The organism is Maridesulfovibrio bastinii DSM 16055 (genome assembly GCF_000429985.1).
Classification (GTDB): domain Bacteria; phylum Desulfobacterota; class Desulfovibrionia; order Desulfovibrionales; family Desulfovibrionaceae; genus Maridesulfovibrio; species Maridesulfovibrio bastinii.
The window spans coordinates 94741-117635 of the sequence record NZ_AUCX01000013.1 but is presented as its reverse complement, the minus strand read 5'-3'; the positions used below and the strand labels follow the sequence as shown (position 1 = coordinate 117635).

The following is a 22895-nucleotide window of genomic DNA, read 5'->3' as shown; positions in this document are numbered from 1 at the left end:
ACAAGAAATCAGGTGGGGTCATAGGAATGAAGATTAAACGTAATTCAAGGGTTAATTATTCATTGGCTTTTCTTAAATCAATAATAAACTTCAACAAACTTAGCTTATTATTGATTTTTATTTTTCTATTTAGCATTAGCTCAAACGCATACGCTTATAGCTATACTCCATCAAAATCTGCTATCAAAAGTAATTACTATAATCAGTTGCCGTCATGGGACCAAAGCTCCGAAAATCTGAAGCTTCTTATAAATTTCATTGAAGATGTAACAAATCCTCAAAGCAAAAATTTCGTACCGGAAAAAGATCGCATTGCAACTTTTGATATGGATGGAACAATACTATGCGAAAAGCCGATATCAATGGAAAGCGCACTGATTGTTAACCGTATAGAAACAACATTTGCCAAAAATAAATCCATGCAGAAACTGAAAGATGTTATGCTTGATTACTTAAAATCAACTGACCATCCTGATAACATATGGGACTTCGTAAATTATGTTCTTACAGAAACTTTGCAAGGATTAAGTCTCAATGAATATGAAAATTTAATTTATGAGTTCCAAAATAACTTACACTCAGATAGCGGTAAACTTTCCAAACCATGGAAAGAAATGTTTTATCAACCAATGTTGGAATTAATATCTGTTCTGCAAAACAATAAATTTAGTATCTACATAGTTTCTGGATCAGGAAGAGCTGTTGTTCGGACCTGTAGTGAAAAACTCAATATTCCTTTCAATAATTGTATTGGTGCAGATATGCAGATTTATCCTAGTGTGAGTGGTAAAAATTCAAAGATGTTATTGCCAGATGATAAACTTCTATGTGGAAATGCCAGAGCTGTAAATGATTTTGGATTTCTTAAAGTCTCTCATATCTATAGAGAAATAGGCAAAAGACCTATCATCGCTTTCGGAAACTCTGATGGCGACTTCAGTATGTTTAATTATGCTATTGGAAATAAAAAATATAAAAGTCTGGCTATGATGATCTACCATGATGACCAGAAACGTGAGTACAAATATAATGAAAATACCGACTGGCTCAAAATGGCCAAAAAATTTGGTTGGAATGTAATATCAATGAAAAATGAGTTTAAAAAAATTTTCGTAAAATAAAAAATCAATCAGCCTGCCTGAGCTGCTTTAGCCAATTCAGGCAGGCTGAGCACTATTTAATGTAATCCAGAAAGCGATAAATAATCCCGTATATAAAACCAATTCGGCTAAATAAGATAAGCTTCTAAATTTTCCCATCTTATATCACCATATCTACAATATATAGTTAGTATCCCCTTCCCTCACTTAAATCACCAAGACCTGCCCGAGACGTTCTAATTTTAACACTTATTATAGATAAATTTATAAATTAAGTTACATAATAACATCTTCCAGAAAATTATTGCTCTAAAATACAAAATTTTTAAATATTGCATTTTTATACATAACACTCTTATTTTATTAATTTTATTTTATTATTTATTTAATTATATCAATTGATTTTTTTAAAAGATTATATATAAGTAATTAATTTTTTTATTAATTAATAAATATATAATATTTATGCAGGGGGAATTATGAAAAAGGCAGTCAATCAATTATTAATGCTTATCATTCTCTCCACCCTTTGCCTGATCATGACTGGCTGTATAGCTGCGTCAAAACACAGGGCTCAGGTTGAGGAACCAAGTACGGACAAACTAACTGTCGGCAAGGTTCAAAGAGAGATCAAGGTTGGTATGAGCGGGGCTGAAGTGATGGAAGTTCTGGGATCACCCAATATTGTCAGCACTGACAGTCAGAGACGTGAAGTATGGGCTTACGATAAGATATCTACTGAAAAAGTCTATTCAACATCTCATGGATTTGGAACTCTGATCCTTATTGGTGGCAGTAAAGATACTGGTGCCGGAAGCACTACTCAAAAAACTCTTACCATCATAATTAAATTTGATAAAAAAGGCCTTGTGCGCGATTTCGCATATCGCCAGTCAACATTTTAGGAGCGTTCTTAATGCGTTATTTATTCAAGGTTGCTCCAATCTTATTAATTCTGGCTTTTTTTTCTGGCTGCACACCCAAAATACCTAAAGATGCACTGGCTCTTTCTCCACAAAGCATGAAGGACAGAGAACGGCAAACCCGTTACTTTGAAACCGGTGACGAACAAATCCTTATCACTGCCGGAGCTCAGGTATTACAGGATATGGGCTTCAACTTACAGGAATCAGAAATAAACCTTGGTGTTATTACAGCATCAAAGCATAGAGATGCTACAGACGGTGGGCAAATTGCCGGAGCTATCCTTATTGCTGCATTTACCGGTGTAGCTATGCCAGTAGATTCAGATCAATTGATTCGAGTATCCATAGTTACCAGACCAATAGATTTTAACAAGGAAGTTGCTGACAAAGTCACTGACAAACTCCGCCAAAAACTGACTAGAAAAATTCATGAAAAAACTGAACAGGTTCTTAACAGTGAACTATCTGGCGGCCTTGACGGAAAAATTCAGCAAAATCTCATTAAGACAGTTGTTACAAATTTATCTGATCATTTCGGTGACGAGGTTGATGCCAAGCTTAAGACTCTCCTTTCCTCTGGAAAAGTGGCTATGCGAGTAACATTCCAAAGAATTATTTATAATACTCAACGCTTAGCAACTCGAATGGAATCAATTACAGACGACAATATCTACCAAGAATTTTTTGACAAACTCAGCAAATCAGTATTCTTAGAGGCCCACAACTTATGATAAAATGCAACCATTTCAGAAATACTATTATATTCTTGTCCCTTATATTGATGTTCAGTGCTGCGGGCTGTGCAGGACGCAACAAAAAGATTTTAGACTCTGATGAATCGCAGCTAAAGCTACGCTCCATGCAAACCAGAGTTTTTGAAACATCAGACCGTGAAGGCACATTGCGAACAGTTATAGCTACCCTGCAAGACCTTGGCTTTATCATAGACAAAGCAGACAGCACACTGGGCTCAGTATCTGGAACAAAATTGAACAGGTATAATCTTAAAATGACTGTTACAATCAGACCCAAAAGTGAAAACGAACTAGCTGTGAGGGCAAACGCACAATACAATATCTATCCGGTAACCGATCCTAAGCCTTATCAGCAATTCTTCGATGCCCTTTCAAAATCTTTATTTTTAAAAGCAAACTTGGAAGAGGAATAAAACTGAAATCCCGCCCGATTAATCGGACGGGATTTTAAAATTAAAATATCAAATCGCTTAGGAGACAATTAACAAGAAACAATAATTAATAATTTTAAATCGTTCCCTAAGTATTATTGGCTATCTGCCGCAGCTCATATCCTTAAAAAATCATCTTTGTTTGAGAAATATTACATTAATTTAGATAACTAATTACTGTTTCCACTGTAACTTTGATTTGATTCAATAAGTTAGTAATAATTCCATTTTTATGCTAACTTAATAGAAATTTTATCCAACTATGTTTTAATACAACAAATTCCGATAATTACAGTAAAGAGCTGTTTTTGAAAACGCTGAACATAGCCCCCAAAAATCAACATTCAAAATAGTAGATTATATATCCTGTCAGTAGTATAAGTTCTTCCTTAACTATTTAACATTTTACTTAAAAGCGTAGTCGTACAGTTTAGATCAGCTAAGACAACACACCAAGCAAACTCCAGCCACTTATTAGCGCATGAATAAAATAGAACCGATCAATCAAAACTGGCTTGAATCCATGGCTTCCACTAAGAAAGATTTCACCAAACGCCTTTTTGAAGTCTTTATTAGGGATGAACCTGCGCGAGTTATAAAAATAAAAGAAGCTTTTAAAAGCAATAATTTCAAAGAACTTAAATATCTGGCCCATTCTCTCAAAGGCGCCTCAGCTACAATGGGAGCAGACCGGGTAAGAGAATCATGCTTGAAACTTGAAAAAAGTGCTTTGAAAAATGACGCAGTTGTAATTGAAGCAAATCTGAAAGAACTTGAAGAGGAAATGGAGCATCTCTACCAATTTATGAAAAAATTTCTGGAAGAATAAAATTATATTTCTTCCAACTTACTCATTAAATATAAAAACCGGACATTAGCTAATGTCCGGTTTTTATATTTTAATTCAAATTATTAAAACATATCACTCATTGAATATATTTTTCCGGGTTTGCAAGCTGAAAGCCATCCTGCAGCTCTTAGAGCTCCCTGCGCAAATGTTTCTCTGGTATGCGCTCTATGGGTAACTTCAATGCGCTCACCGGGTCCGAGAAAATATACGGTATGATCACCTACAACATCTCCACCACGAACAGCCATCACACCTATTTCATCCTTAGTGCGGGCACCAACAATTCCGTCACGGCCATGCTTCTTGACTTCGTCATAGACCAGACCTCTGGCCTGAGCCAAACATTCAGCCAGTTTCAAAGCCGTTCCACTGGGAGCATCAACCTTTTTATTATGATGAATTTCCGTCATTTCCAGATCATAAGCAGGACCAAGCATTTGGACTAATTGCGGAAGCATTTTAAGTAACACATTGATACCAACACTCATGTTGGGAGCCATGAAAACAGGTATCTTACAGGCATACTCTTTAATTTTCTCGATTTGTTCAGGAGTAAACCCGGTTGTACCAATAACTACAGGATTTCCTGTAATAGCTGCGGTATCCAATAAATTTAAAGTTGCCTGCGGTGATGTAAAGTCCACAATGACCGCTCCCGGAACCCTTGTCAGAACTTCTTTCGCATCTGTACCGCACACACATCCTAAAGAATCAAGACCATCCTCACATCCGGATCTCTCCATCACTGCTGCAAGATTCAATTCCTCACTTTCCTGTGTCAAACGGACAAGAGTTGCTCCCATCCGGCCTTTAGCACCTATAATAACTACATCAGTCATAAGTTTCTCCTGCTTTTAACTGTAAGCTTTCTCAGACTGCCTGATCATCCGTGAAGACAGCCGATAATACAAATTCATTATTTCAGAAGGTCTAAGTATTCCTTCTCACTCATAATATGAATGCCTTTAGATTTTGCGGAATCAATTTTTTTCTGTCCAACTTTTAACCCACAGACAAGCATATCTGTTTTTCCAGTTACCGAAGTTTGAACATTTGCCCCGAGTGATCTGGCCATGGACTGCATTTCTTCCCTATTTCCATGTTCCATCTTACCCGTGAAAACGATTCCCTTACCTTTAACAGGACTATCCAATTGCTCTCTTTCGCTTATAAGAGGAGTCCTTCTAAGGTTAAAACCCAAATCAAGCATATGTTGAATTGTGAGGGCTATCTGCTCGATTCCAGCGACGACTGACTGGCTGGTAATTTCACCAAATCCGTGGATAGCAGCCAAATCATCGCTTGAAATTTTAATTACATCTTCAATAGGAAAATATGAAAGAAGCTTGCGGCTATCTGCCTTGCCAAGATCGGGTATACCAAGAGCTGCAAGGAATCTCCAATCATCAGTCTCTTTGGTTCTACTTATATAAATAGCTTCTGCCAGATTTGAAGATTGAACCGGACCAAACCCTAAAGACCGAAAGTCATCTTCTCCCATTTCATAAATAGATTCTAAACTTTTATATCCACTGCCAACCAGTTTCTCGATAGTTTTTTTACCAAACCAGTCAGCATTACCAAGAGTTTTAAACCAATACTCTATTCTCTGTTCAATTCTTGCAGGGCACTCATAATCAGGACATTTAAGGAAATCATTCTGCCAGAAAAGAATAGCTCCACACGAAGGACAGGTTGAAGGTAATTCAACTTTATCCGCAGGAACTACCACTTCTTCGAGCTTAGGAATAACTTCGCCAGAACGGATAATCCTTACTTCAGCGCCTCTGCCGATGGATTGGTTACGGAGCATGCCTGCATTGTGAGCGGTGACGTTACTTATAGTCGCACCGGAAACAGTGACCGGTTTAACCTCCATAACGGGAGTAACTGTACCAAGTCTGCCAACCTGCCAGCGAATATCCTCAACTACAGTTATTGCTGACTCACCTTTACGTTTAATAGCTATCTGCCAACGATAATGATGAGCTGTGGCCCCCATGATCTGGCGAAGCTCTTCATTCAGGACCTCGGCAACCATACCATCAAGGGGATAATCTGTTAGTGATTCAAGTTCATCTGTAATTGACCACATTTCAGAAACAAGTGTTTTTCCATCGACAACTTTTTCAGGGAGTTGAGAATATGGGACAAAAACAACAGCTTCATCCTGCAAAGCCTGTCTTGCAAGCACATTTACATTGTCAGAAGTAACAATGCCGACAACCATATTTCTAGGATGCTCAAAGTTGCCTGAAAGATGCTCTTCAAAATAACTTTTTTTACAGACTATTTCTCCAAGGCCCTGCCCTCTGCCACCTATTGGAATTAAACCCTTACCAAAGGCGCTTGAAATTTCATAACCAACTTCCCCATTACCTCTGGTAGCAAAGATATTTCCATCATCCCTTGCAGCAAGTCCATCGAGTTTAGGAGTAACTCTAAACATTATATTTCTTATTTTATTACTGCTGGCTTCTTTTTCAACCCGTTCAACAAATCTTTTAAGATCACTTTCTTTATAAGCTTTTTCTGTTGAGAGCATCGGAACAGGGTGCCGAACTTCTCTTTTAGTCCCGAATGATTCCGGCTCGACCTTGGTTAAAAAAACATTTTCCGGATCTAATGACCGTAATTCCTCTGTAAGCTCATCGTATCTAGCATCACTGATTGTCGGCATACCCCGGCGATAGTCTTCATTGTGCCGGGTAAGTTTCGCAACCAAATCTTGTATTCTACTGGTGTTATCTGTCACTATTCTAAATTGTATTGGGGTTAAAGACTCTCTTTAATGTTGGAAAGATCACTTGTTTTTCCAACCGTAAGCAAGGTATCACCGGATTCGATTATTTCATTTGGGCCGGGATTGAAAACCATTTCTCCATTATTTTTCTTAATAGCGATAATAATTAGATTAAATCTAGGTCTTATCTGCGATTCAGCAAGGTCAAGCCCAATAAATTCCGATGAAGGTGTGACAAATAATTCTTCCAGCTGAAGATCAATCTTTCCCTGCATTGCAATTTCCAAAAAGTTCGTTACCGCCGGGCGTAATACTGACTGCGCCATACGAACTCCACCAATTGTGTGCGGAAGAACGACTCGATCCGCCCCGGCAAATTCCAATCTTGAAATGTGCGATGAATCATTTGCTCTGGCAACAATTGTAAGATCCGCGTTAAGCTGCCGAGCTGTCAGTGTAACGTAAACATTAGCAGCTTCCTCTGACAAGGCAGCAATTAGTGATCTTGCATAATCAAGGCCGGCACTTTTAAGAACACTGTCCTTTGTTGCATCACCTTCAACGCAAAAAATACCTTTGGCTTCAAGCTGTGAAATAATTTCAGGATTACTTTCTATTACAACAACGTCATTATCACTTTCAGATATTTCCTTAGCAACAATAGCACCGATTCTTCCATACCCGCAGACAATAAAATGATCTCTCAATTTTCCAATTGTTTTCTGCATTCTGCGTCTCCCTAAAAACTCCTGCAACCTTCCTTCAACCACAAGCTGCGAAAAAGCCCCGATAAGATATGCAAATCCGCCTACTCCGCCAAGAATAAGTAAAGAGGTTAAAAGCCTGCCGTTATCTGACAGGGGGAGAACCTCCATAAAGCCTACAGTCGAAAGAGTAATAACGACCATATAGAAGCTGTTCAGCAGGTTCCAGCCTTCAACCCACATATACCCCGCTATTCCACTTATAAAGACAAGACAAATGAAAACAAAACCGGCCAGAACACTCCAGAATGCTCCAAAACGGCGTCTTAAACGTATATAACGTGAAAACAGGGAGTTTTTGCTCATAGGCTATCCCAGACTTAACAGTTTTTCTCTCAATCTGACGATGTTGTCTCTGATTCCGGCAGCTTTTTCGAACTCCAGTTCTTTAGCTGCTTCCCTCATGTCTCTCTCAAGCTGTCTTATATGTTTTTCCAGCTTTTTAGGATCATTTCCGTATGCAGAAACTTCATCCGCAGCAATGCTTATCTCCTCATTATTCCATTCATCTGAATACAATGTTCCTAACACATTATCCAGAGATTTTGTAATGGTTTTCGGGATGATGCCGTGCTCTTTATTAAATTCGATCTGCTTTTCGCGCCTTCGAGCTGTTTCATCCATTGCACGTCTCATGGAATCGGTTACTTTATCACCGTACAAGATAACCCGTCCTTCAGAGTTTCTAGCTGCACGCCCGAAAGTCTGTATTAATGAACGAGTTGACCGCAAAAATCCTTCTTTATCGGCATCAAGGATAGCCACAAGGGAAACTTCCGGAATATCGAGTCCTTCACGCAAGAGGTTAATCCCTATTAAGACAGAAAAATCACCTTTTCTAAGCTCCTGAATTATTGACATGCGCTCCATGGTATCAATATCAGAATGCAGATATTTAGATTTCACTCCCATTTCATTAAAATAGTCAGTCAAATCTTCAGCCATTCGCTTCGTCAGGGTTGTGACCAACACCCTTTCTTTTTTCTTTTCGCGCAATTTGCATTCTGCAAGAAGATTATCCATCTGCCCTTTTACTTCCCTGACTTCTACTTCAGGATCAAGCAGGCCTGTAGGACGAATAATCTGCTCCGCTATGATACCCTGAGACTGCTCCATTTCCCATGGTCCGGGAGTAGCAGATACATAGACAGCCTGATCAATACACTCCTGAAACTCTTCAAAATTAAGCGGACGGTTATCAAGAGCCGACGGCAGTCGAAACCCAAAATTAACAAGTGTAGTCTTTCTTGAACGGTCACCGTTAAACATACCGCCAACCTGTGGGACCGCAATATGCGATTCATCCATAAAAAGCAGAAAATCTTCCGGGAAATAATGCAGTAAAGTTCCCGGAGGTTCACCTTCTTTTCTACCGTCAAGGTGACGTGAATAATTCTCTATCCCATTACAATATCCAATTTCTTCTATCATCTCCAAATCATGCATTGTGCGCTGCTCAATGCGCTGGGCCTCGACCAGTTTATTTTCTGCTTTGAATTCGCGAAGCCTTTCACCAAGCTCTATTCTTATATCCTCCATAGCCCTCTTCAGGTTATCTCTGTCAGAAACAAAGTGACTTCCGGGGTATATTACAGTTTTTTTAGTTCTCCCTACAACTTCACCTGTTAATGGATCTGTTTCCAGAATAGAATCAACCTCATCTCCAAAAAACTCTATCCTTAAGGCTTTTTCCCGGTGATAGGCTGGAATCAATTCCAGAACATCTCCGCGGACTCTGAACGTTCCACGATGAAAATCATAGTCATTGCGCTCATATTGAATCTCTACAAGCCTGTCCATGAGATGTTCCATTGAGATTTCCTGCCCCTCTTCGATAGGTATAATCATCTTGGCATAAAAATCAGGAGATCCAAGTCCGTAAATACATGAAACAGATGCGACAATTATAACATCTCTGCGAGTCAAAAGTGCATGAGTCGCAGAGTGACGTAATTTATCAATATTATCATTAATAGAAGAATCTTTCTCAATATATGTGTCAGAATGAGGCAGATACGCTTCCGGCTGGTAGTAATCATAATAACTTACAAAATACTCAACAGCATTATGCGGAAACAGAGTTTTAAACTCGTTAAAAAGTTGAGCTGCAAGTGTTTTATTAGGAGCCATTATAAGGGCAGGACGATTAAGTCTGCTTATAACATTGGCAATGGTAAACGTTTTTCCTGTTCCAGTAGCCCCAAGGAGGACCTGATCTTTTACACCCTGACTTATATTGGCCACAAGCTGACTCACTGCCTCTGGCTGGTCTCCCTTTAACTCGTAGTCACTGACAAGTTCAAATTTTTCTGCCATTTGATTTACCGTAATTTGTGTTCAATCCTTGATAGATATTTAAAAAAAAGTTACCTATGATAATAATTTCACATATATATTCTACTAACTGGTTCATTCTTTATAAAGAGGTTACTGATGAAGCCTATACTAGATATAATTGATGGCGATACTCCTATTAACAGAGGATACGCCGTATCTATGACCGTTAAAAGTTTTAAAGGAAGAAGAGATGTTGAAGTTCATCTTTTCCGGCCTGAATGGTCTGACTCCGAGTCTGAAACAATTGATACAAAACAATTGTTTGGTCCTCCAATAATGGAAGACGTTAAAATAAATCCAGATAAAGATAAGCAGATTATACTGGAATCATTTACAAAGGAAGAACGTGATACTGTAATAAAATACCTGATGGAGCATTATTCATCAAGATTATCCAGAATCACATCAACACCAATGGAATTTCCTATTCCATCAGGTCTTCCTCCATTGTCCGGAATAACCGAAGGAAAAGATATAGGTCTCATAAAATTTGAAAAAGTCCCCCACTTCGATCTTCCTTTCGCTTTGAGGGGCATGTATAATCTAGGTGTTCACAAACCGCTTGTAGAAACGTCAGACAAATAAACATAAATGAAGGTCCCGGAGAACATCCGGGACCATTTTTTATTTAGATAATTCCTGCGTGATAAGCTCATATTCTCCCGCTACAAATTCCCATTTCCCCCGCATAGTCGGATGTTCCTGAGAGACTTTCAGCATTCTTAAAAATTTATCGCGTTTTACCTCCACAGCTCCAAGACTTTTTAGGTGATCTGTGGGCTGCTGACAGTCGATAAAATCAAAATCTCTGTTAATTAAAAAGTGGACGAGGTAAGAAAAACCAAATTTAGATGCATCCGGTTTTAAAAAAAACATTGATTCACCTGAAAAAAAGCGTCCCAATGAAACACCGTACAGTCCACCTGCAAGCTCATTCCCATCCCAAACTTCTATGCTATGTGCAAAACCAAGCCTGAATAGCTTGATATAGGCTTCTTTCATTTCAGGAATGATCCATGTTCCATTCTGCCCAGGGCGACTTTTTCCAGCACAGTTATCTATGACCTTTTCAAAATTTTCATCAAGCGTTACCCGGTAACAGGAATTACGGATTTTACGCTTCAATTTTTTGGAGACATGCAGATCATCAGGGAAAAGAACAAGCCTTGGGTCCAGAGACCACCATAATATAGGAGACTGATCATCATACCATGGGAAAATTCCAGTTGAATAAGCTGTCAACAATCTTTCCGGGGACAAATCCCCTCCTACAGCTAATAAACCGTCAGGCTCCGACTCTTCTGGATGAGGAAAAACAGGTTCTTTAATTAAACGATAAATAACCATTGCTTTAAAAACTCCGAATATTAAATCAAACTACTATAAAACATACTGAAATTTAATATTTTATTCAAGAAAGTTTAAAAAATATCAAATATATTTAACACTGTGGTATCAGATTCAATTAAAACTTATTGCTGCCAGTAAGATGGGCTAACTAAGCAGATGCAATAAATTAAAAGCCCGGGCAGAAAATTCATACCCGGGCCTTATCTTTGATATTTTTTATCTCTTCTGGGAGAATTTAAATTCTAATTCCTTAATTCCTTCCGAAGACTTTTTAGTACCGACTTTGACAGTTCCACCTTTTACCAGTTTTCCAAAAAGTAATTCGTCAGCAATGGCATCCTTAATGCTTGTTTGAATCAACCTTGCCATAGGTCTGGCCCCGTAGGCGGCATCATGCCCTTTTTCAGCAAGCCACGATCTAGCTGAAGAATCAAGTTTGACTGAAACTTTTTGTTCATCAAGCTGCTGGTTAAGTTCATCAATAAACTTATCAACTATCATTTCCATGACATTACTGCCGAGTGAATTAAATGAGACAATAGCATCAAGCCTGTTTCTAAATTCAGGACTGAATATTCTCTCAACGGCTTTCATACTGCGACCTTTGTCTTCAGCACCATTAACACTGGCACCAAAACCTATACCGCTCTTGGTAAGCTCTCTGGCTCCGGCATTTGAGGTCATCAAAAGAACGACATTTCTAAAGTCTGCTTTTCTACCATTATTATCAGTAAGTGTCGCATAATCCATTACCTGAAGCAGAATGTTAAAAACATCAGGATGAGCTTTTTCTATTTCATCAAAAAGGATTACACAATGGGGATTCTTGCGGACGCCTTCTGTCAGCAGACCTCCCTGATCAAAACCTACATATCCCGGAGGAGCTCCGATCAATCTGGAAACAGCATGCTTTTCCATATATTCACTCATATCAAAACGCAGAAAGCTGATTCCCATTGAAGCTGCCAACTGTCTTGCTAATTCAGTTTTACCAACTCCAGTCGGCCCGGCAAGCAGAAAAGCTCCGGTTGGTCTTCCTATCTGTTTCATCCCCGCTCTAGAGCGGAGTATTGCTTTCGTAATCTGATCAACAGCTTCATCCTGACCGAAGACAACAGATTTAAGTGTAGCATTTAAATCCTGCAATCTTGCCCTGTCTGAAACAGTTATACGACGTTCAGGAATTCTTGCCATTTTAGCAATAACCTTCTCAACATCGCTGATCATTATTCTGGAATTTTTGCGTTTTTTCTGACTTAGATTGTAAAAAGCACCTGCTTCATCAATGACATCAATAGCCTTATCAGGCAGAAAACGTTCATTGATATGTCTGTCTGCAAGTTCAGCTGCAGCCTTTAAAGATGACGGAGAATAAACCACATGATGGTGCTCTTCATAATATGGCTTTAAGCCCTTAAGGATGTCTATTGTCTCATCTACGCTTGGTTCGGATATGTCTATTTTTTGAAATCTGCGTGAGAGAGCCCGATCTTTTTCAAAATGATTTTTATACTCTTCATAAGTCGTGGCTCCGATACACCTTACCTCACCAGAGGCCAGAAATGGTTTCAAAATATTTGAAGCATCCATTGAACCGCCGCTGACTGCACCAGCCCCGACGATAGTATGAATTTCATCAACAAAGAGAACCGCACCGGGAATATTTTTAATCTCCGCCAGAACGCCCTTCAGGCGTGACTCAAAGTCTCCGCGGTATTTTGTTCCGGCGAGCAGTGCACCCATATCAAGCGCAAAAACCTGTGTATCCGCAAAAGCTTCCGGGACTTCACCCGAAACAATCTGCCTAGCCAATCCCTCAGCCATAGCAGTTTTACCAACTCCGGGATCGCCTACAAAAATCGGATTATTTTTGCGCCTGCGTGAAAGGACCTGTAATGTCCGCTCTATTTCGCTATCACGACCGATAAGCGGATCAATTTTACCGTCTTTAGCCTTAGCTGTAAGATTTGTTGCAAATTCTTCTAGAACCGATTTTTTTTGATTTTTCTCAGGACCACCGCCAGAACCGGGATCAATCTGACGCTGTGGTGAAGGACTTATATTCAACCCTTCATCCCAGTTATCATCACCACTGGAAACATGTGATATATATTCAAGAATATCCAATCTTGTAACGCCATGAACTTTTAAAAAATAAACAGCGTAAGAATCTTCTTCCTCAAACATTGCCGCAATGACATCGCCGATTTCAACAACATCTTTTCCAGCGGCTCTTTTCTGCCAGACGGCTTTCTGAAGGACTCTCCTTACTCCTAAAGTCTGAACAACTTCAGTTTCAACCCCTTCAGGCAATGGTTCAAGGTTGTCATCAAAAAATTTTTCAAGCTGGCTGATAAGCTTTGAAACTTCAGCTCCGCATGATGAAAGTATGTCCGCACCTGAATCACCTTTAGCAAACGCATATAAAAGATGTTCAAGAGTCAGAAACTCGTAGTTTTTTTCCCTTACATCGCTAACAGCGATATTAAGAGCTTGTTCAAGGGCTTTACTCAGCATATTGCATCAAACCTCTTCTATCGAACATTTGAGAGGAAATCCGGCCTGCTTTGCCAGCTGGTGCACAATCTCTACTTTGGTTTCGGCAACTTCAGCGGTATAAATACCACAGACACCATAACCGTCGTTGTGAACCTTGAGCATTATTTCAGTGGCCTGTTCCTCCGTCTTTCTGAAAACTTTAATAAGGACAGCAACTACAAATTCCATCGATGTGTAATCATCATTGTGAAGTATTACCCTGAACTTTCTGGGTTCCTTCACTTCGTCCTCGAAAAGGACATCTGATTCAAATTGTTCTGAAAAATTAGACATATAAAGTATCACCAAAAATATTGATTATTCAAGTTCCACCAAAACAATAAGAACGAATAGTGACTCTGTCGAGATCATAAAACCATTAAACCTACATTTTTCAAGCCTTTCTAAGACTAATGCTTTATGTTCCCATAGGCAAGAGCAAGCGCTGTTCATCTGAAAAAACAAAATTTTCATCAGCAGCATACCCATTTTGAGCACGGTATTCTCTATTCAGTTCATGGTAAGTTTTCTTACTTGATGTACTGATGTCCAAATCAAGAGCATCGGCGCATCTGATTATATCATCTTCATTACCTTCAATCTCGACAAAATAACCAAACGGCAGAGTATCAACACAAATAATACAGTTATCATACTGCCATTTTTCACGAAACTTCTCATATCTGAAAACAGGATAATAGCCTAATACGGCAAGGCAGGAGATCATTTCATCAAGACTGGAAATTTCACTTTGATACTCTTCATAAACTTTTGCCTTACCTGATTCAGGCATTAAACACGGTATACGTTTGACTGTCATAACGGTTTTACCGGCTTCTCTAATCCTTAAAAGAGCTGATCGCTTATAAAGAGTCCTTCCGGGATCATCCAATACAATATTCTTTTCAAAATGCGCGCTGAGAAATTCTGCTGAAACAGATTTAAGATTTTCTTTAAGAGATTCGTGGTCAACATCAATAAACTTAAGTTCAACTTCCAGAGCCAATGTGCTTTTCTCCCGTGGACTTGAATGCTATGAACACCTATATAAGGTATCAAGATTAAATGGAGTTCATAGAAAATGATTAAATACCTCTATATAGCAGCCGGAGGGGCTGCCGGAACAATGTGCAGATATTTTGTTGCAGGCTTTGCGCAACGGTTAGTCGGAAGTTCCTTCCCGATAGGAACATTTACTGTAAACATGGCCGGATGTTTTTTATTCGGCTTTGTAACAAGTTTTTTTGAAAACAGAATCGGTATGACAGCCGAACTACGGCTTATGCTTTTAACAGGATTCATGGGGGCTTTTACAACCTTTTCAACATATATGTTCGAAAGTGTGAATCTGGTCAAGAATGGGCAATGGACCCTTGCTGCGCTAAATATGGGTGGACAGACAGCTCTAGGATTTATGTGTATCATGCTTGGACTTGCCCTCGGCAGACTCGCTTTTTCCTAAATTTAATCAACATTTCAAGACACTACATTATTACACAATTTTAATAAACAGGAGGTACTAATGAATCTTCCAGAATCAGCACTGAGATTGACAGTTTATACTGGTGAAGACGATAGGATAGATCACAGACCATTACATGAAGTTATTGTTGAAGAAGCAAGAAAACAAGGACTTGCAGGAGCTACGGTAAAACGTGGAGCAATGGGTTTCGGGGCAAACAGCCGGGTCCACACAACCAAGATTCTAAGATTGTCTGAAGATCTCCCTATTATAATTGAACTTGTTGATGTTTCAGAAAAAATTAATGCTTTCAAAAAATTTCTGGACAGAACTATGAAGGAAGGTCTTGTTACAATTGAAAAAGTTGAAGTCGTTTTTTACAGACACAATGAAGGCCACAAATAAACCATTCATAGATCATCATAAATTCATCTAAAATAATTAACAAAAACGCCGTTCTATTTTTAAAGAACGGCGTTTTTTACTTATCTAGCGTACTGAACAGAATCTTACAACTTCTCCAGCAATATTCTGTAATGGCATAACCTTATCCACGCCACCATGTTTTATAGCTTCTTGTGGCATGCCAAAAACTACCGATGTAGCTTCATCCTGAGCAATACAATATGCTCCGTTATCCTTCATTTCCTTCATTCCCTTTGCTCCGTCGTCACCCATACCCGTCATGATTACGCCGACAGCATTCCCACCAGCGTACCTTGCGCCAGATCTGAATAGAACATCCACTGAAGGGCGGTGCCTGCTTACAAGCGGTCCACCTTTAACTTCGACATAATACCGTGCCCCACTACGTTTAAGGAGCATATGACTGTTTCCGGGTGCAATTAAAGCCTGTCCTCTAAGAACAGTATCATTATTTTCAGCTTCCTTGATGGTAATACGGCAGATTGAGTTCAATCTTTTTGAAAAAGCAGCCGTAAAATGCTCCGGCATATGTTGAACAATAACAATACCCGGACAATCAAGAGGTAAAGACTCCAAAAATACTTTCAAAGCCTCAGTCCCTCCAGTAGAAGCACCAACCAGAACTATTTTTTCAGTAGTTTTTAAATTAAAACTCTTTCCACTCGGAATAACCGCATCAGCATTCAGCTTGGGCTTTATATCTATGGGTCTGGAACCTAATTTTTTAGGCCTCACTTGAGCTGCTGCTTTTACAACATCACAAACCCTTATGCGTGACTCCTCAAAGAATTCTCTCGTTCCAACTTTAGGTTTGGTAATAACTTCAACAGCACCGAACTCTAAGGCTTTCATGAAAGTTTCAGAACCGGCTTCTGTGAGTGTAGAACAGATTACAACCGGCACAGGATGCTGGCTCATAAGTTTTCTTAAAAAAGTAAGCCCGTCCATCCTCGGCATTTCAATATCGAGGGTAATAACATCAGGAACTTTCTTCTCCATAATTTTTGCTGCCGCAAAAGGGTCGGAAGCTGTTCCAATGACTTCAATATCAGGGTCTGTTTCAAAAAGATTAAGCAAAGCCTGACGAACAAGAGCAGAATCATCCACTACAAGAACTTGAATCTTCTTTTTCATCTATTTCAAATCCTTTGATAAACAGTAGGGGCAACTTGCCTGACCGGAAGTCCCATTCCGGAAATACTTTCAGAATGCCCGATAAATAAAAAACCACCAGGAGCCAGTCGCAGACAAAATTCATTAAACAAACGATGCTGCGTGGGCCTGTCAAAATATATTACCACATTACGGCAGAATATAATATCTTTAATATCCTTAAAAGGGAAAGGCTCCATAAAATTTAGACGCTTAAACTCAACCTTTTTTCTCAATTCCGGAGCAATTCTAACCAGATTCTTCGTATGGTCCTTACTTTTAAGTAAATACTTTTTTTTAAGAGCCATAGGAATTATATCCACCTTACTCATGGGGTATATGGCTCTTTTAGCTTTCTGGAGTATTTCTGTTGAAATATCAGTTGCCAGAATAGAGAAATCAAACGAACTATTCTTGCCGGCAAATTCACTTAAAACCATGGCCAGAGTATACGGCTCTTCACCACTTGAACACCCGGCTGACCATATTTTCAAGCTCTTTTTATTCCTTTGAAAGAGATCCGGTAAAATCTGACTCAAAAGAAGTTCAAAATGCTTTGGCTCACGGAAAAAATCTGTAGTATTAGTCGTAACAACATCAATTAAATGAGTTATTTCAGAGTCCAGACCTTCAGGGCTGAATAAAAATTTACAATACTCACTGTGGTTACTCATACACAAAGCGCGTAATCTTTTCTGGAGCCTTGCTTCAAGCATTGTCTTCTTGGAAGGTGGCATTTTAATACCGAATTCACGCTTTATAAACTCACTGAACTTTTCAAATTCTTTATCTCCCAATTTGGGATTATGAGTAATACCTGTATGATCTTCAGTTTTTTCAAACTTATTATGATTCATCATAATACTACCAGTTAGAAGCTCTGATTTCAGAAATGACACTTCTTACAAGTTTAGGAACATCCAGAATAAGCGCAAGAGTTCCATCTCCCTTGATTGTAGCACCAGAAATTCCATCAACATCACGATATACACGCCCCAAAGATTTAATTACGGTCTGATGTTCACCGATTACGGTATCAACAACAATCCCCATCCTGCTGCCTTCGACCCCTGTAATCACTATCTGCTCTATGTCTGGAGCTTCACCTTCAATTTCAAACCATTCTCTTATGCGAATATATGGAACAATTTCACCACGAAGATTAATAAATTGTTGACCGTTGGCCTCATCGATATCCTGTCTGGTTAATTCAACACACTCCTCAACAAGAGATAAAGGTATGACATAATACCCATCCTCCACTCTGACCTGCAATCCGTCAATTATGGCAAGAGTTAGAGGTAGGCGTATAGTTATTATAGTTCCCTGACCTTTAGTACTGTCAATATCAATGCTTCCGCGCAAAAGGTCTATGGCCTTCTTAACAACATCCATTCCAACACCGCGCCCGGAAACACTTGTAATACTCTTAGCTGTCGAAAAACCAGGGAGAAAAATCATATTGAATATCTCTTTCTCACTCAATTCCTCATCGGCAGAGATAAGTCCCTTTTCTGCAGCCTTGGCCTTTATAACATCCGGTGACATTCCCTTTCCATCATCACTTATTGTTATAAGAACTTCTCCACCGGAATGTTCAGCTGACAATGTTATAGTACCATGTTCGGATTTTCCTGCGGCCTTGCGTTCAGCTGGAATTTCAATGCCGTGGTCAATACTGTTACGTAACAAATGAACCAAAGGATCGCTAAGGCGCTCTATGACTGTCTTATCAAGCTCTGTTTCAGCTCCACGCGTTTCAAGCTCTATCTCTTTGCCTAATTCTTCAGATAGATCACGAACTAACCTTCTAAATTTACTGAAAGTTGTTCCAATAGGCAGCATCCTTATACCAAGGGTGCTATCTCTAAGTTCATCTGACAACCTCTCAAGTTCTTCGGACAAAGCAGTTAGAACAGGATTTTTTTCTTCGCTTACAACCTGACTTATCTGCGCTTGAACAATTACCAATTCACCAACAAGGTCTACAAGGTAATCGAGTTTTTCAGCTGCAACCCTGATGGAAGATGAAGCTTCCTGCTTATGAGCTTTTCGCTTTTCACGTTTCTGTCTTTGTTCCTTTAGAGCACTATTAACATCATCAGGTGATGCGACACCTCTTTTTACAAGGATATCCCCAATCTTATGAGAATCACTATCCTCATCATCAATTGTCTGGACAGACTCATCTATTTTCTTAACTGGTTCACTTGGATCAGATTTTTCATCAGGAGTAACATCATCTTCTTTTATTTCAGCCTCTTCAGCTTGCTCCTGATTTAAATCATCAGGATTAAGAGACTCAAACTCACTCTCTTCAATTTGCGTAACATCCACTTTAATAGGAACGTCAGTAAAAAAGAAAATTTCTTCAATCGTCAGTTGATCAGACTCTGTTGCAATAATGATTTCCCACCAATTCCCGCTGTCCCCGGAGGTTTCTTTGCTATGAATAACTTCTGACTTTATTTCACCAATATTGCTTAATTCTGTTAACAATGGAGTCAGGTCTTCAGCTGCAACTTCTGATTTTCCCTCAGGCGTAATTTTAATTTTAAAAAAACATCCAGTAAATTCTATATCAGTTTTTTCGACCGGGGTATCATGCTGTCCTGATTCAGAATCAGAGAGATCCTCCACACTTTCACTTTCTACAACAGGAGAGTCCTGTGCAGCAATTTTCTCAAGACCTTCAATAATCGTGTTACCTGAGGCCTCAAGCTCATCGTTAATCCCATTTTCAAGTAGTTTGAATATATGATCTCGTGAAAGCAATGCCAGACTGAGTAAATCCCTATTTACATCAAGGTCTCCATTTCTGACCATATCAAAAACAGTTTCAACCCTGTGAGTAAAGGATGCGATATCGTCAAAACCAAACATTGCACCGGAACCTTTAATTGTATGCAATGCTCTGAAAACACGATTTATAACGTCTTCATCATCAGGAATTTCTTCAAGTTCAAGTAAAGAAGACTCTAATTCAGAGAGAAGGTCATACGCCTCTTCTCTAAATATTTGTGTTGTCATATCATCAGCCATTTAGCACTCCTAAAATCTACAACAATTCCCGAATTATTCCATAAAAACTCAATCTCTTTTTCAACTTAACAAAACAGTAACTCAACATAAAGTCACAAAAAGCTTTATTATGATATGAATTAGTAAAAATTTTATACTTCTGTCATGTTTTACAGCCAAATTTCAGCAAACCAAGCTGATACCTTTTTTAATATAGCCTTTTAAAAAAAATATGGCAATTAAGCATTCAGAATATACGGTCAGTAAGTTATTTTGCCACACAGAGTATGACTTATAAAAAAGCCGACACCTTATTAATAAGGTATCGGCTTCATATTCATATCTCTTTAATATATTAAAGCTTATTTCTTCTGGCAAGAGTCCTTAAGGCCTTGCGCTTTCTATACCTCTGGATAAAAAACTTTGCCGCAAAATATGAAATAATTCCAAGCGGAATACCAAGGATAAAACCACCAAAAATAAGTATGGTAACACCTTTCCAGCCTATAGCCATAAAATCAGACACTTTCCATTGATCAGGATTAAAATCAACCGTGATAGGCAACAAAAATGTACCAATTTTATATTGAATAAAATAAAAGAATAGCCAATTCAGAGGATTTGAAATCCATGTAGCTATTATAGCAGCTATTTTACTGCTCCGCGTAATAAAGGCACAGATAACAGCTATAACTGTTTGTAGAGGAAGGCCCGGAATAAACGGAAAACAACCGCCAAAAACTCCGCATGCAGCACCCAAAGCTATTTTGTGAGGAGTGGCATTAATCCTCATTACCTTCAAATAATAAAATCTGATAAGTCTTTTAAGACTTTGATTTTTAATTTTGGTTTTAGACATTTTTACCTTAACAGATACATAACTATGGATAAAATTTGAACAAATTATCTATAAAGAAACAAAAAACCCTATATAATAGTTTTTAACACAGGGAATGTTTAATTGAAGTTACTCTAAGACGTCAAATCGTAAAAATTGCATTACAAATGAGGCCCTACCCTGTGTGGACGATCTAAGTTCAGTCAGAAAGCCAAACATACTGCGTAATGGTGCAAGGGCTTGAACAACTTTAGATTGACCATGGTCAAGCATATTTTCAATCTTAGCTCCTTTCGCTCCGAGCAGGCCGATTACATCCCCAACAAAATCTGAAGGGACAGATACATCTACTTCCATAATAGGTTCCATCAGCTTCATTTCAGCCCCGGCAAAAGATTTACGCAATGCCCTTCCTGCTGCAAGGTGATAACCGGCTATACTTGATTCAGATTCTTTACGCTGCAGATTTAAGACTCGAACACGTATATCTTGAACAGGATAGCCTTTAAGAGGACCGGCACCGAGGCCGTCTTTGATACCATCATAAACAGCGTCAATCCACTCTTCAGGCCATTCTCCAAGATCAACTTCAAAAACTATGTCCTGGCCTTTTCCACGTTCAAGAGGTTCTATACTCAATTCAACATAACCATAATTAGTATCTTCGCCTAAAATCTTACAAAATTCTTCAGAAGCACTGGCAGAACGTCCCGGAACTTCCTGATATACAACCTGCGGGTGCCCCGCACGCGGCTCCAAAGAATACTCTCTTTTTAATCTTTCAAGTATTACATCCAGATGAAGTTCACCCATACCGGATAGAACGATTTGTTCAGTTTCCTCATCTTTAACAAGCTCCAAAGTAGGATCTTCCTGAAGATATTTTTCCAAAATCTCTTCAAGCTTCTCTCCTTCTTCTGTATTACGAGGCTCAATTGCCATAGACAATACAGGCTTATAAAGACTTATCTGCTCAAGGATAACAGGATGAGACTTATCAGCAAGCGTGTCTCCTGTTCTGGCATTTTTCATTCCAGCGACTGCAACAATATCCCCTGCTCCAGCCTCATCCAGTTTCTCTCGTCTACCAGCATGTAATCGAAAAAGTCTTGCGGCACGCTCATTTTCTCCACTCGTGACATTGAGGACCGAATCACCAGCTGAAATTTTTCCTGAATAAATACGCATCAGGACTACTTTGCGCCCTGTATCCATTGAAATTTTAAAAACAAGAGCTGTAAAAGGAGCAGACAATTTTGACTCAATTAAAACTTTCTTTCCTGTATCAGGAGAAATACCTTCAACAGGACGAACATCAACCGGGCTTGGCAAATATCTACATACGGCGTCCATTAAAGGCTGCACACCAATATTTTTTAAAGCTGATCCGGCCAGAACCGGGACAATTGAAAGATTTAATGTTGCCTTCCTTACAGCCATGTGGATTTTCTCTTCAGAAACTTCACTATCAGCAAGATAAGCCTCCATAAAGTCGTCATCAACTTCAGCAAGGCCTTCAAGCATCTGCTCACGCCAGATGACAACCCTTTCCATTTCTTCAGAACTCAAATCAAAGTATTCATAATGCTCACCCTGCGAATCAGCATCAAAAATGATTTTCTTCATTTTTATAACATCGAATACACCACAAAAATCTTCACCTTCGCCATCAGGGATCTGTATGGGAATAACATTGGCGCCCAGCCTTTCTCTCATGGAATTTAAAACAGATTCAAAGTCAGCCCCAAGGCGGTCCATTTTATTAATAAATGCTATTTTGGGTACATGATAACTGCTGCTTTGTCTCCACACGGTTTCAGACTGTGGTTCAACTCCGCCCACTGCGCAAAAAACTCCAACAGCCCCATCCAAAACTCTTAAAGACCTTTGTACTTCAATAGTGAAATCAACATGTCCGGGAGTATCGATTATATTTATAGTATTATCGTTCCAGAAACAGCTAGTGACTGCTGAAGAAATAGTAATTCCGCGTTCCTGTTCTTCAGGCATAAAATCCATAGTGGCTGTACCTTCATGAACTTCTCCCATTCGATGAATTTTACCTGAATAGTAAAGCATTCTTTCGGTGACGGTTGTTTTACCCGCATCGATATGCGCAATTACTCCGATATTACGTAACAAAACAAGCTTTTTAGCTGAAAAATCCGCTTTCGCACTCATTGTAATCCTTCCTGATTATTG

General features: G+C 39.0%; 21 protein-coding genes. 8 read left to right on the top strand and 13 right to left on the bottom strand.

Features of this window, described 5'->3' with window-relative positions; translation table 11 throughout:
* Nucleotides 1-26 precede the first annotated feature (26 nt).
* From G496_RS0107180 to G496_RS0107160, 5 genes are all read left to right on the top strand, one after another.
* Nucleotides 27-1121: an HAD family hydrolase gene (locus G496_RS0107180; protein ID WP_027178693.1), complete on the top strand. Its 1095-nt coding sequence runs from the start codon at nucleotides 27-29 to the stop codon at nucleotides 1119-1121.
* Nucleotides 1122-1579: 458 nt separating this feature from the next.
* A complete protein-coding gene (locus tag G496_RS0107175) occupies nucleotides 1580-2005 on the top strand; it encodes an outer membrane protein assembly factor BamE domain-containing protein (RefSeq protein WP_051294892.1) in 426 nt (141 codons plus the stop codon).
* Between the two features lie 11 nt (nucleotides 2006-2016).
* The gene (locus tag G496_RS19080) at nucleotides 2017-2757 is read left to right on the top strand and encodes a hypothetical protein (protein ID WP_027178691.1); all 741 of its coding nucleotides are present in this window, start codon (nucleotides 2017-2019) and stop codon (nucleotides 2755-2757) included.
* Nucleotides 2754-3194 (top strand): hypothetical protein, encoded by a 441-nt coding sequence (locus G496_RS0107165; RefSeq protein ID WP_034632661.1) that lies wholly within the window; start codon nucleotides 2754-2756, stop codon nucleotides 3192-3194. Before G496_RS19080 ends, G496_RS0107165 begins: the two co-directional genes overlap by 4 nt.
* Before the next feature lie 499 nt (nucleotides 3195-3693).
* Nucleotides 3694-4041 (top strand): Hpt domain-containing protein, encoded by a 348-nt coding sequence (locus G496_RS0107160; protein ID WP_027178689.1) that lies wholly within the window; start codon nucleotides 3694-3696, stop codon nucleotides 4039-4041.
* 83 nt (nucleotides 4042-4124) lie between these two features.
* Here the strand turns inward: G496_RS0107160 and dapB are convergent, their stop codons facing one another.
* From dapB to uvrB, 4 genes are all read right to left on the bottom strand, one after another.
* Nucleotides 4125-4901 (bottom strand): 4-hydroxy-tetrahydrodipicolinate reductase, encoded by a 777-nt coding sequence (gene dapB / locus G496_RS0107155; protein WP_027178688.1) that lies wholly within the window; start codon nucleotides 4899-4901, stop codon nucleotides 4125-4127.
* A gap of 77 nt (nucleotides 4902-4978) precedes the next feature.
* On the bottom strand, nucleotides 4979-6787 hold the full coding sequence (locus G496_RS0107150) for a helix-hairpin-helix domain-containing protein (RefSeq protein ID WP_245577879.1): 1809 nt from the start codon (nucleotides 6785-6787) through the stop codon (nucleotides 4979-4981).
* A gap of 50 nt (nucleotides 6788-6837) precedes the next feature.
* Entirely contained in the window at nucleotides 6838-7875 is a 1038-nt protein-coding gene (locus G496_RS0107145) for a potassium channel family protein (RefSeq protein WP_027178686.1), read from the bottom strand.
* Nucleotides 7876-7878: 3 nt separating this feature from the next.
* Nucleotides 7879-9885, bottom strand: a complete 2007-nt coding sequence (gene uvrB, locus G496_RS0107140; RefSeq protein WP_027178685.1) for an excinuclease ABC subunit UvrB — start codon at nucleotides 9883-9885, stop codon at nucleotides 7879-7881.
* Between the two features lie 117 nt (nucleotides 9886-10002).
* Here uvrB and G496_RS0107135 point away from each other — a divergent pair, with 117 nt between their 5' ends.
* Nucleotides 10003-10491, top strand: coding sequence for a hypothetical protein (locus tag G496_RS0107135; RefSeq protein ID WP_027178684.1), 489 nt, complete (start codon nucleotides 10003-10005; stop codon nucleotides 10489-10491).
* A gap of 39 nt (nucleotides 10492-10530) precedes the next feature.
* Here the strand turns inward: G496_RS0107135 and aat are convergent, their stop codons facing one another.
* The 4 genes from aat to G496_RS0107115 all read right to left on the bottom strand — a co-directional run bounded on the left by aat (nucleotide 10531) and on the right by G496_RS0107115 (nucleotide 14800).
* Nucleotides 10531-11253 (bottom strand): leucyl/phenylalanyl-tRNA--protein transferase, encoded by a 723-nt coding sequence (gene aat / locus G496_RS0107130; protein WP_027178683.1) that lies wholly within the window; start codon nucleotides 11251-11253, stop codon nucleotides 10531-10533.
* A 219-nt stretch (nucleotides 11254-11472) separates the two neighbouring features.
* Nucleotides 11473-13773 (bottom strand): ATP-dependent Clp protease ATP-binding subunit ClpA, encoded by a 2301-nt coding sequence (clpA, locus tag G496_RS19075; protein ID WP_034632655.1) that lies wholly within the window; start codon nucleotides 13771-13773, stop codon nucleotides 11473-11475.
* Between the two features lie 6 nt (nucleotides 13774-13779).
* Entirely contained in the window at nucleotides 13780-14088 is a 309-nt protein-coding gene (gene clpS / locus G496_RS0107120) for an ATP-dependent Clp protease adapter ClpS (RefSeq protein ID WP_027178682.1), read from the bottom strand.
* 124 nt (nucleotides 14089-14212) lie between these two features.
* A complete protein-coding gene (locus G496_RS0107115) occupies nucleotides 14213-14800 on the bottom strand; it encodes a class IV adenylate cyclase (protein ID WP_027178681.1) in 588 nt (195 codons plus the stop codon).
* 75 nt (nucleotides 14801-14875) lie between these two features.
* Here G496_RS0107115 and crcB point away from each other — a divergent pair, with 75 nt between their 5' ends.
* Both crcB and G496_RS0107105 read left to right on the top strand, forming a co-directional pair.
* Nucleotides 14876-15256 (top strand): fluoride efflux transporter CrcB, encoded by a 381-nt coding sequence (crcB, locus tag G496_RS0107110; RefSeq protein WP_027178680.1) that lies wholly within the window; start codon nucleotides 14876-14878, stop codon nucleotides 15254-15256.
* Nucleotides 15257-15316: 60 nt separating this feature from the next.
* Entirely contained in the window at nucleotides 15317-15661 is a 345-nt protein-coding gene (locus G496_RS0107105; protein ID WP_027178679.1) for a DUF190 domain-containing protein, read from the top strand.
* An 84-nt stretch (nucleotides 15662-15745) separates the two neighbouring features.
* On the opposite strand, the gene G496_RS0107100 is transcribed toward G496_RS0107105, so the two are convergent.
* The 5 genes from G496_RS0107100 to fusA all read right to left on the bottom strand — a co-directional run bounded on the left by G496_RS0107100 (nucleotide 15746) and on the right by fusA (nucleotide 22874).
* Nucleotides 15746-16816 carry a protein-glutamate methylesterase/protein-glutamine glutaminase gene (locus G496_RS0107100; protein ID WP_027178678.1) on the bottom strand — a complete coding sequence of 357 codons (1071 nt, stop codon included), beginning with the start codon at nucleotides 16814-16816 and terminating at the stop codon, nucleotides 15746-15748.
* Nucleotides 16817-16821: 5 nt separating this feature from the next.
* Nucleotides 16822-17691: a CheR family methyltransferase gene (locus G496_RS0107095; protein ID WP_156900612.1), complete on the bottom strand. Its 870-nt coding sequence runs from the start codon at nucleotides 17689-17691 to the stop codon at nucleotides 16822-16824.
* Between the two features lie 7 nt (nucleotides 17692-17698).
* Entirely contained in the window at nucleotides 17699-19876 is a 2178-nt protein-coding gene (locus G496_RS0107090; protein WP_027178676.1) for a chemotaxis protein CheA, read from the bottom strand.
* A 334-nt stretch (nucleotides 19877-20210) separates the two neighbouring features.
* Nucleotides 20211-20714 carry a DUF2062 domain-containing protein gene (locus tag G496_RS0107085; RefSeq protein ID WP_027178675.1) on the bottom strand — a complete coding sequence of 168 codons (504 nt, stop codon included), beginning with the start codon at nucleotides 20712-20714 and terminating at the stop codon, nucleotides 20211-20213.
* Between the two features lie 108 nt (nucleotides 20715-20822).
* A complete protein-coding gene (fusA, locus tag G496_RS0107080; protein ID WP_027178674.1) occupies nucleotides 20823-22874 on the bottom strand; it encodes an elongation factor G in 2052 nt (683 codons plus the stop codon).
* Nucleotides 22875-22895: the final 21 nt, after the last annotated feature.

Excerpts from the sequence above, each read along its gene's own strand:
- G496_RS0107180 (WP_027178693.1), top strand. The coding sequence starts at position 27 with ATGAAGATTAAACGTAATTCAAGGGTTAATTATTCATTGGCTTTTCTT.
- G496_RS0107175 (WP_051294892.1), top strand. The coding sequence starts at position 1,580 with ATGAAAAAGGCAGTCAATCAATTATTAATGCTTATCATTCTCTCCACC.
- G496_RS19080 (WP_027178691.1), top strand. The coding sequence starts at position 2,017 with ATGCGTTATTTATTCAAGGTTGCTCCAATCTTATTAATTCTGGCTTTT.
- G496_RS0107165 (WP_034632661.1), top strand. The coding sequence starts at position 2,754 with ATGATAAAATGCAACCATTTCAGAAATACTATTATATTCTTGTCCCTT.
- G496_RS0107160 (WP_027178689.1), top strand. The coding sequence starts at position 3,694 with ATGAATAAAATAGAACCGATCAATCAAAACTGGCTTGAATCCATGGCT.
- dapB (WP_027178688.1), bottom strand. The coding sequence starts at position 4,901 with ATGACTGATGTAGTTATTATAGGTGCTAAAGGCCGGATGGGAGCAACT.
- G496_RS0107145 (WP_027178686.1), bottom strand. The coding sequence starts at position 7,875 with ATGAGCAAAAACTCCCTGTTTTCACGTTATATACGTTTAAGACGCCGT.
- uvrB (WP_027178685.1), bottom strand. The coding sequence starts at position 9,885 with ATGGCAGAAAAATTTGAACTTGTCAGTGACTACGAGTTAAAGGGAGAC.
- G496_RS0107135 (WP_027178684.1), top strand. The coding sequence starts at position 10,003 with ATGAAGCCTATACTAGATATAATTGATGGCGATACTCCTATTAACAGA.
- aat (WP_027178683.1), bottom strand. The coding sequence starts at position 11,253 with ATGGTTATTTATCGTTTAATTAAAGAACCTGTTTTTCCTCATCCAGAA.
- clpA (WP_034632655.1), bottom strand. The coding sequence starts at position 13,773 with ATGCTGAGTAAAGCCCTTGAACAAGCTCTTAATATCGCTGTTAGCGAT.
- clpS (WP_027178682.1), bottom strand. The coding sequence starts at position 14,088 with ATGTCTAATTTTTCAGAACAATTTGAATCAGATGTCCTTTTCGAGGAC.
- crcB (WP_027178680.1), top strand. The coding sequence starts at position 14,876 with ATGATTAAATACCTCTATATAGCAGCCGGAGGGGCTGCCGGAACAATG.
- G496_RS0107105 (WP_027178679.1), top strand. The coding sequence starts at position 15,317 with ATGAATCTTCCAGAATCAGCACTGAGATTGACAGTTTATACTGGTGAA.
- G496_RS0107100 (WP_027178678.1), bottom strand. The coding sequence starts at position 16,816 with ATGAAAAAGAAGATTCAAGTTCTTGTAGTGGATGATTCTGCTCTTGTT.
- G496_RS0107095 (WP_156900612.1), bottom strand. The coding sequence starts at position 17,691 with ATGAATCATAATAAGTTTGAAAAAACTGAAGATCATACAGGTATTACT.
- G496_RS0107090 (WP_027178676.1), bottom strand. The coding sequence starts at position 19,876 with ATGGCTGATGATATGACAACACAAATATTTAGAGAAGAGGCGTATGAC.
- G496_RS0107085 (WP_027178675.1), bottom strand. The coding sequence starts at position 20,714 with ATGTCTAAAACCAAAATTAAAAATCAAAGTCTTAAAAGACTTATCAGA.
- fusA (WP_027178674.1), bottom strand. The coding sequence starts at position 22,874 with ATGAGTGCGAAAGCGGATTTTTCAGCTAAAAAGCTTGTTTTGTTACGT.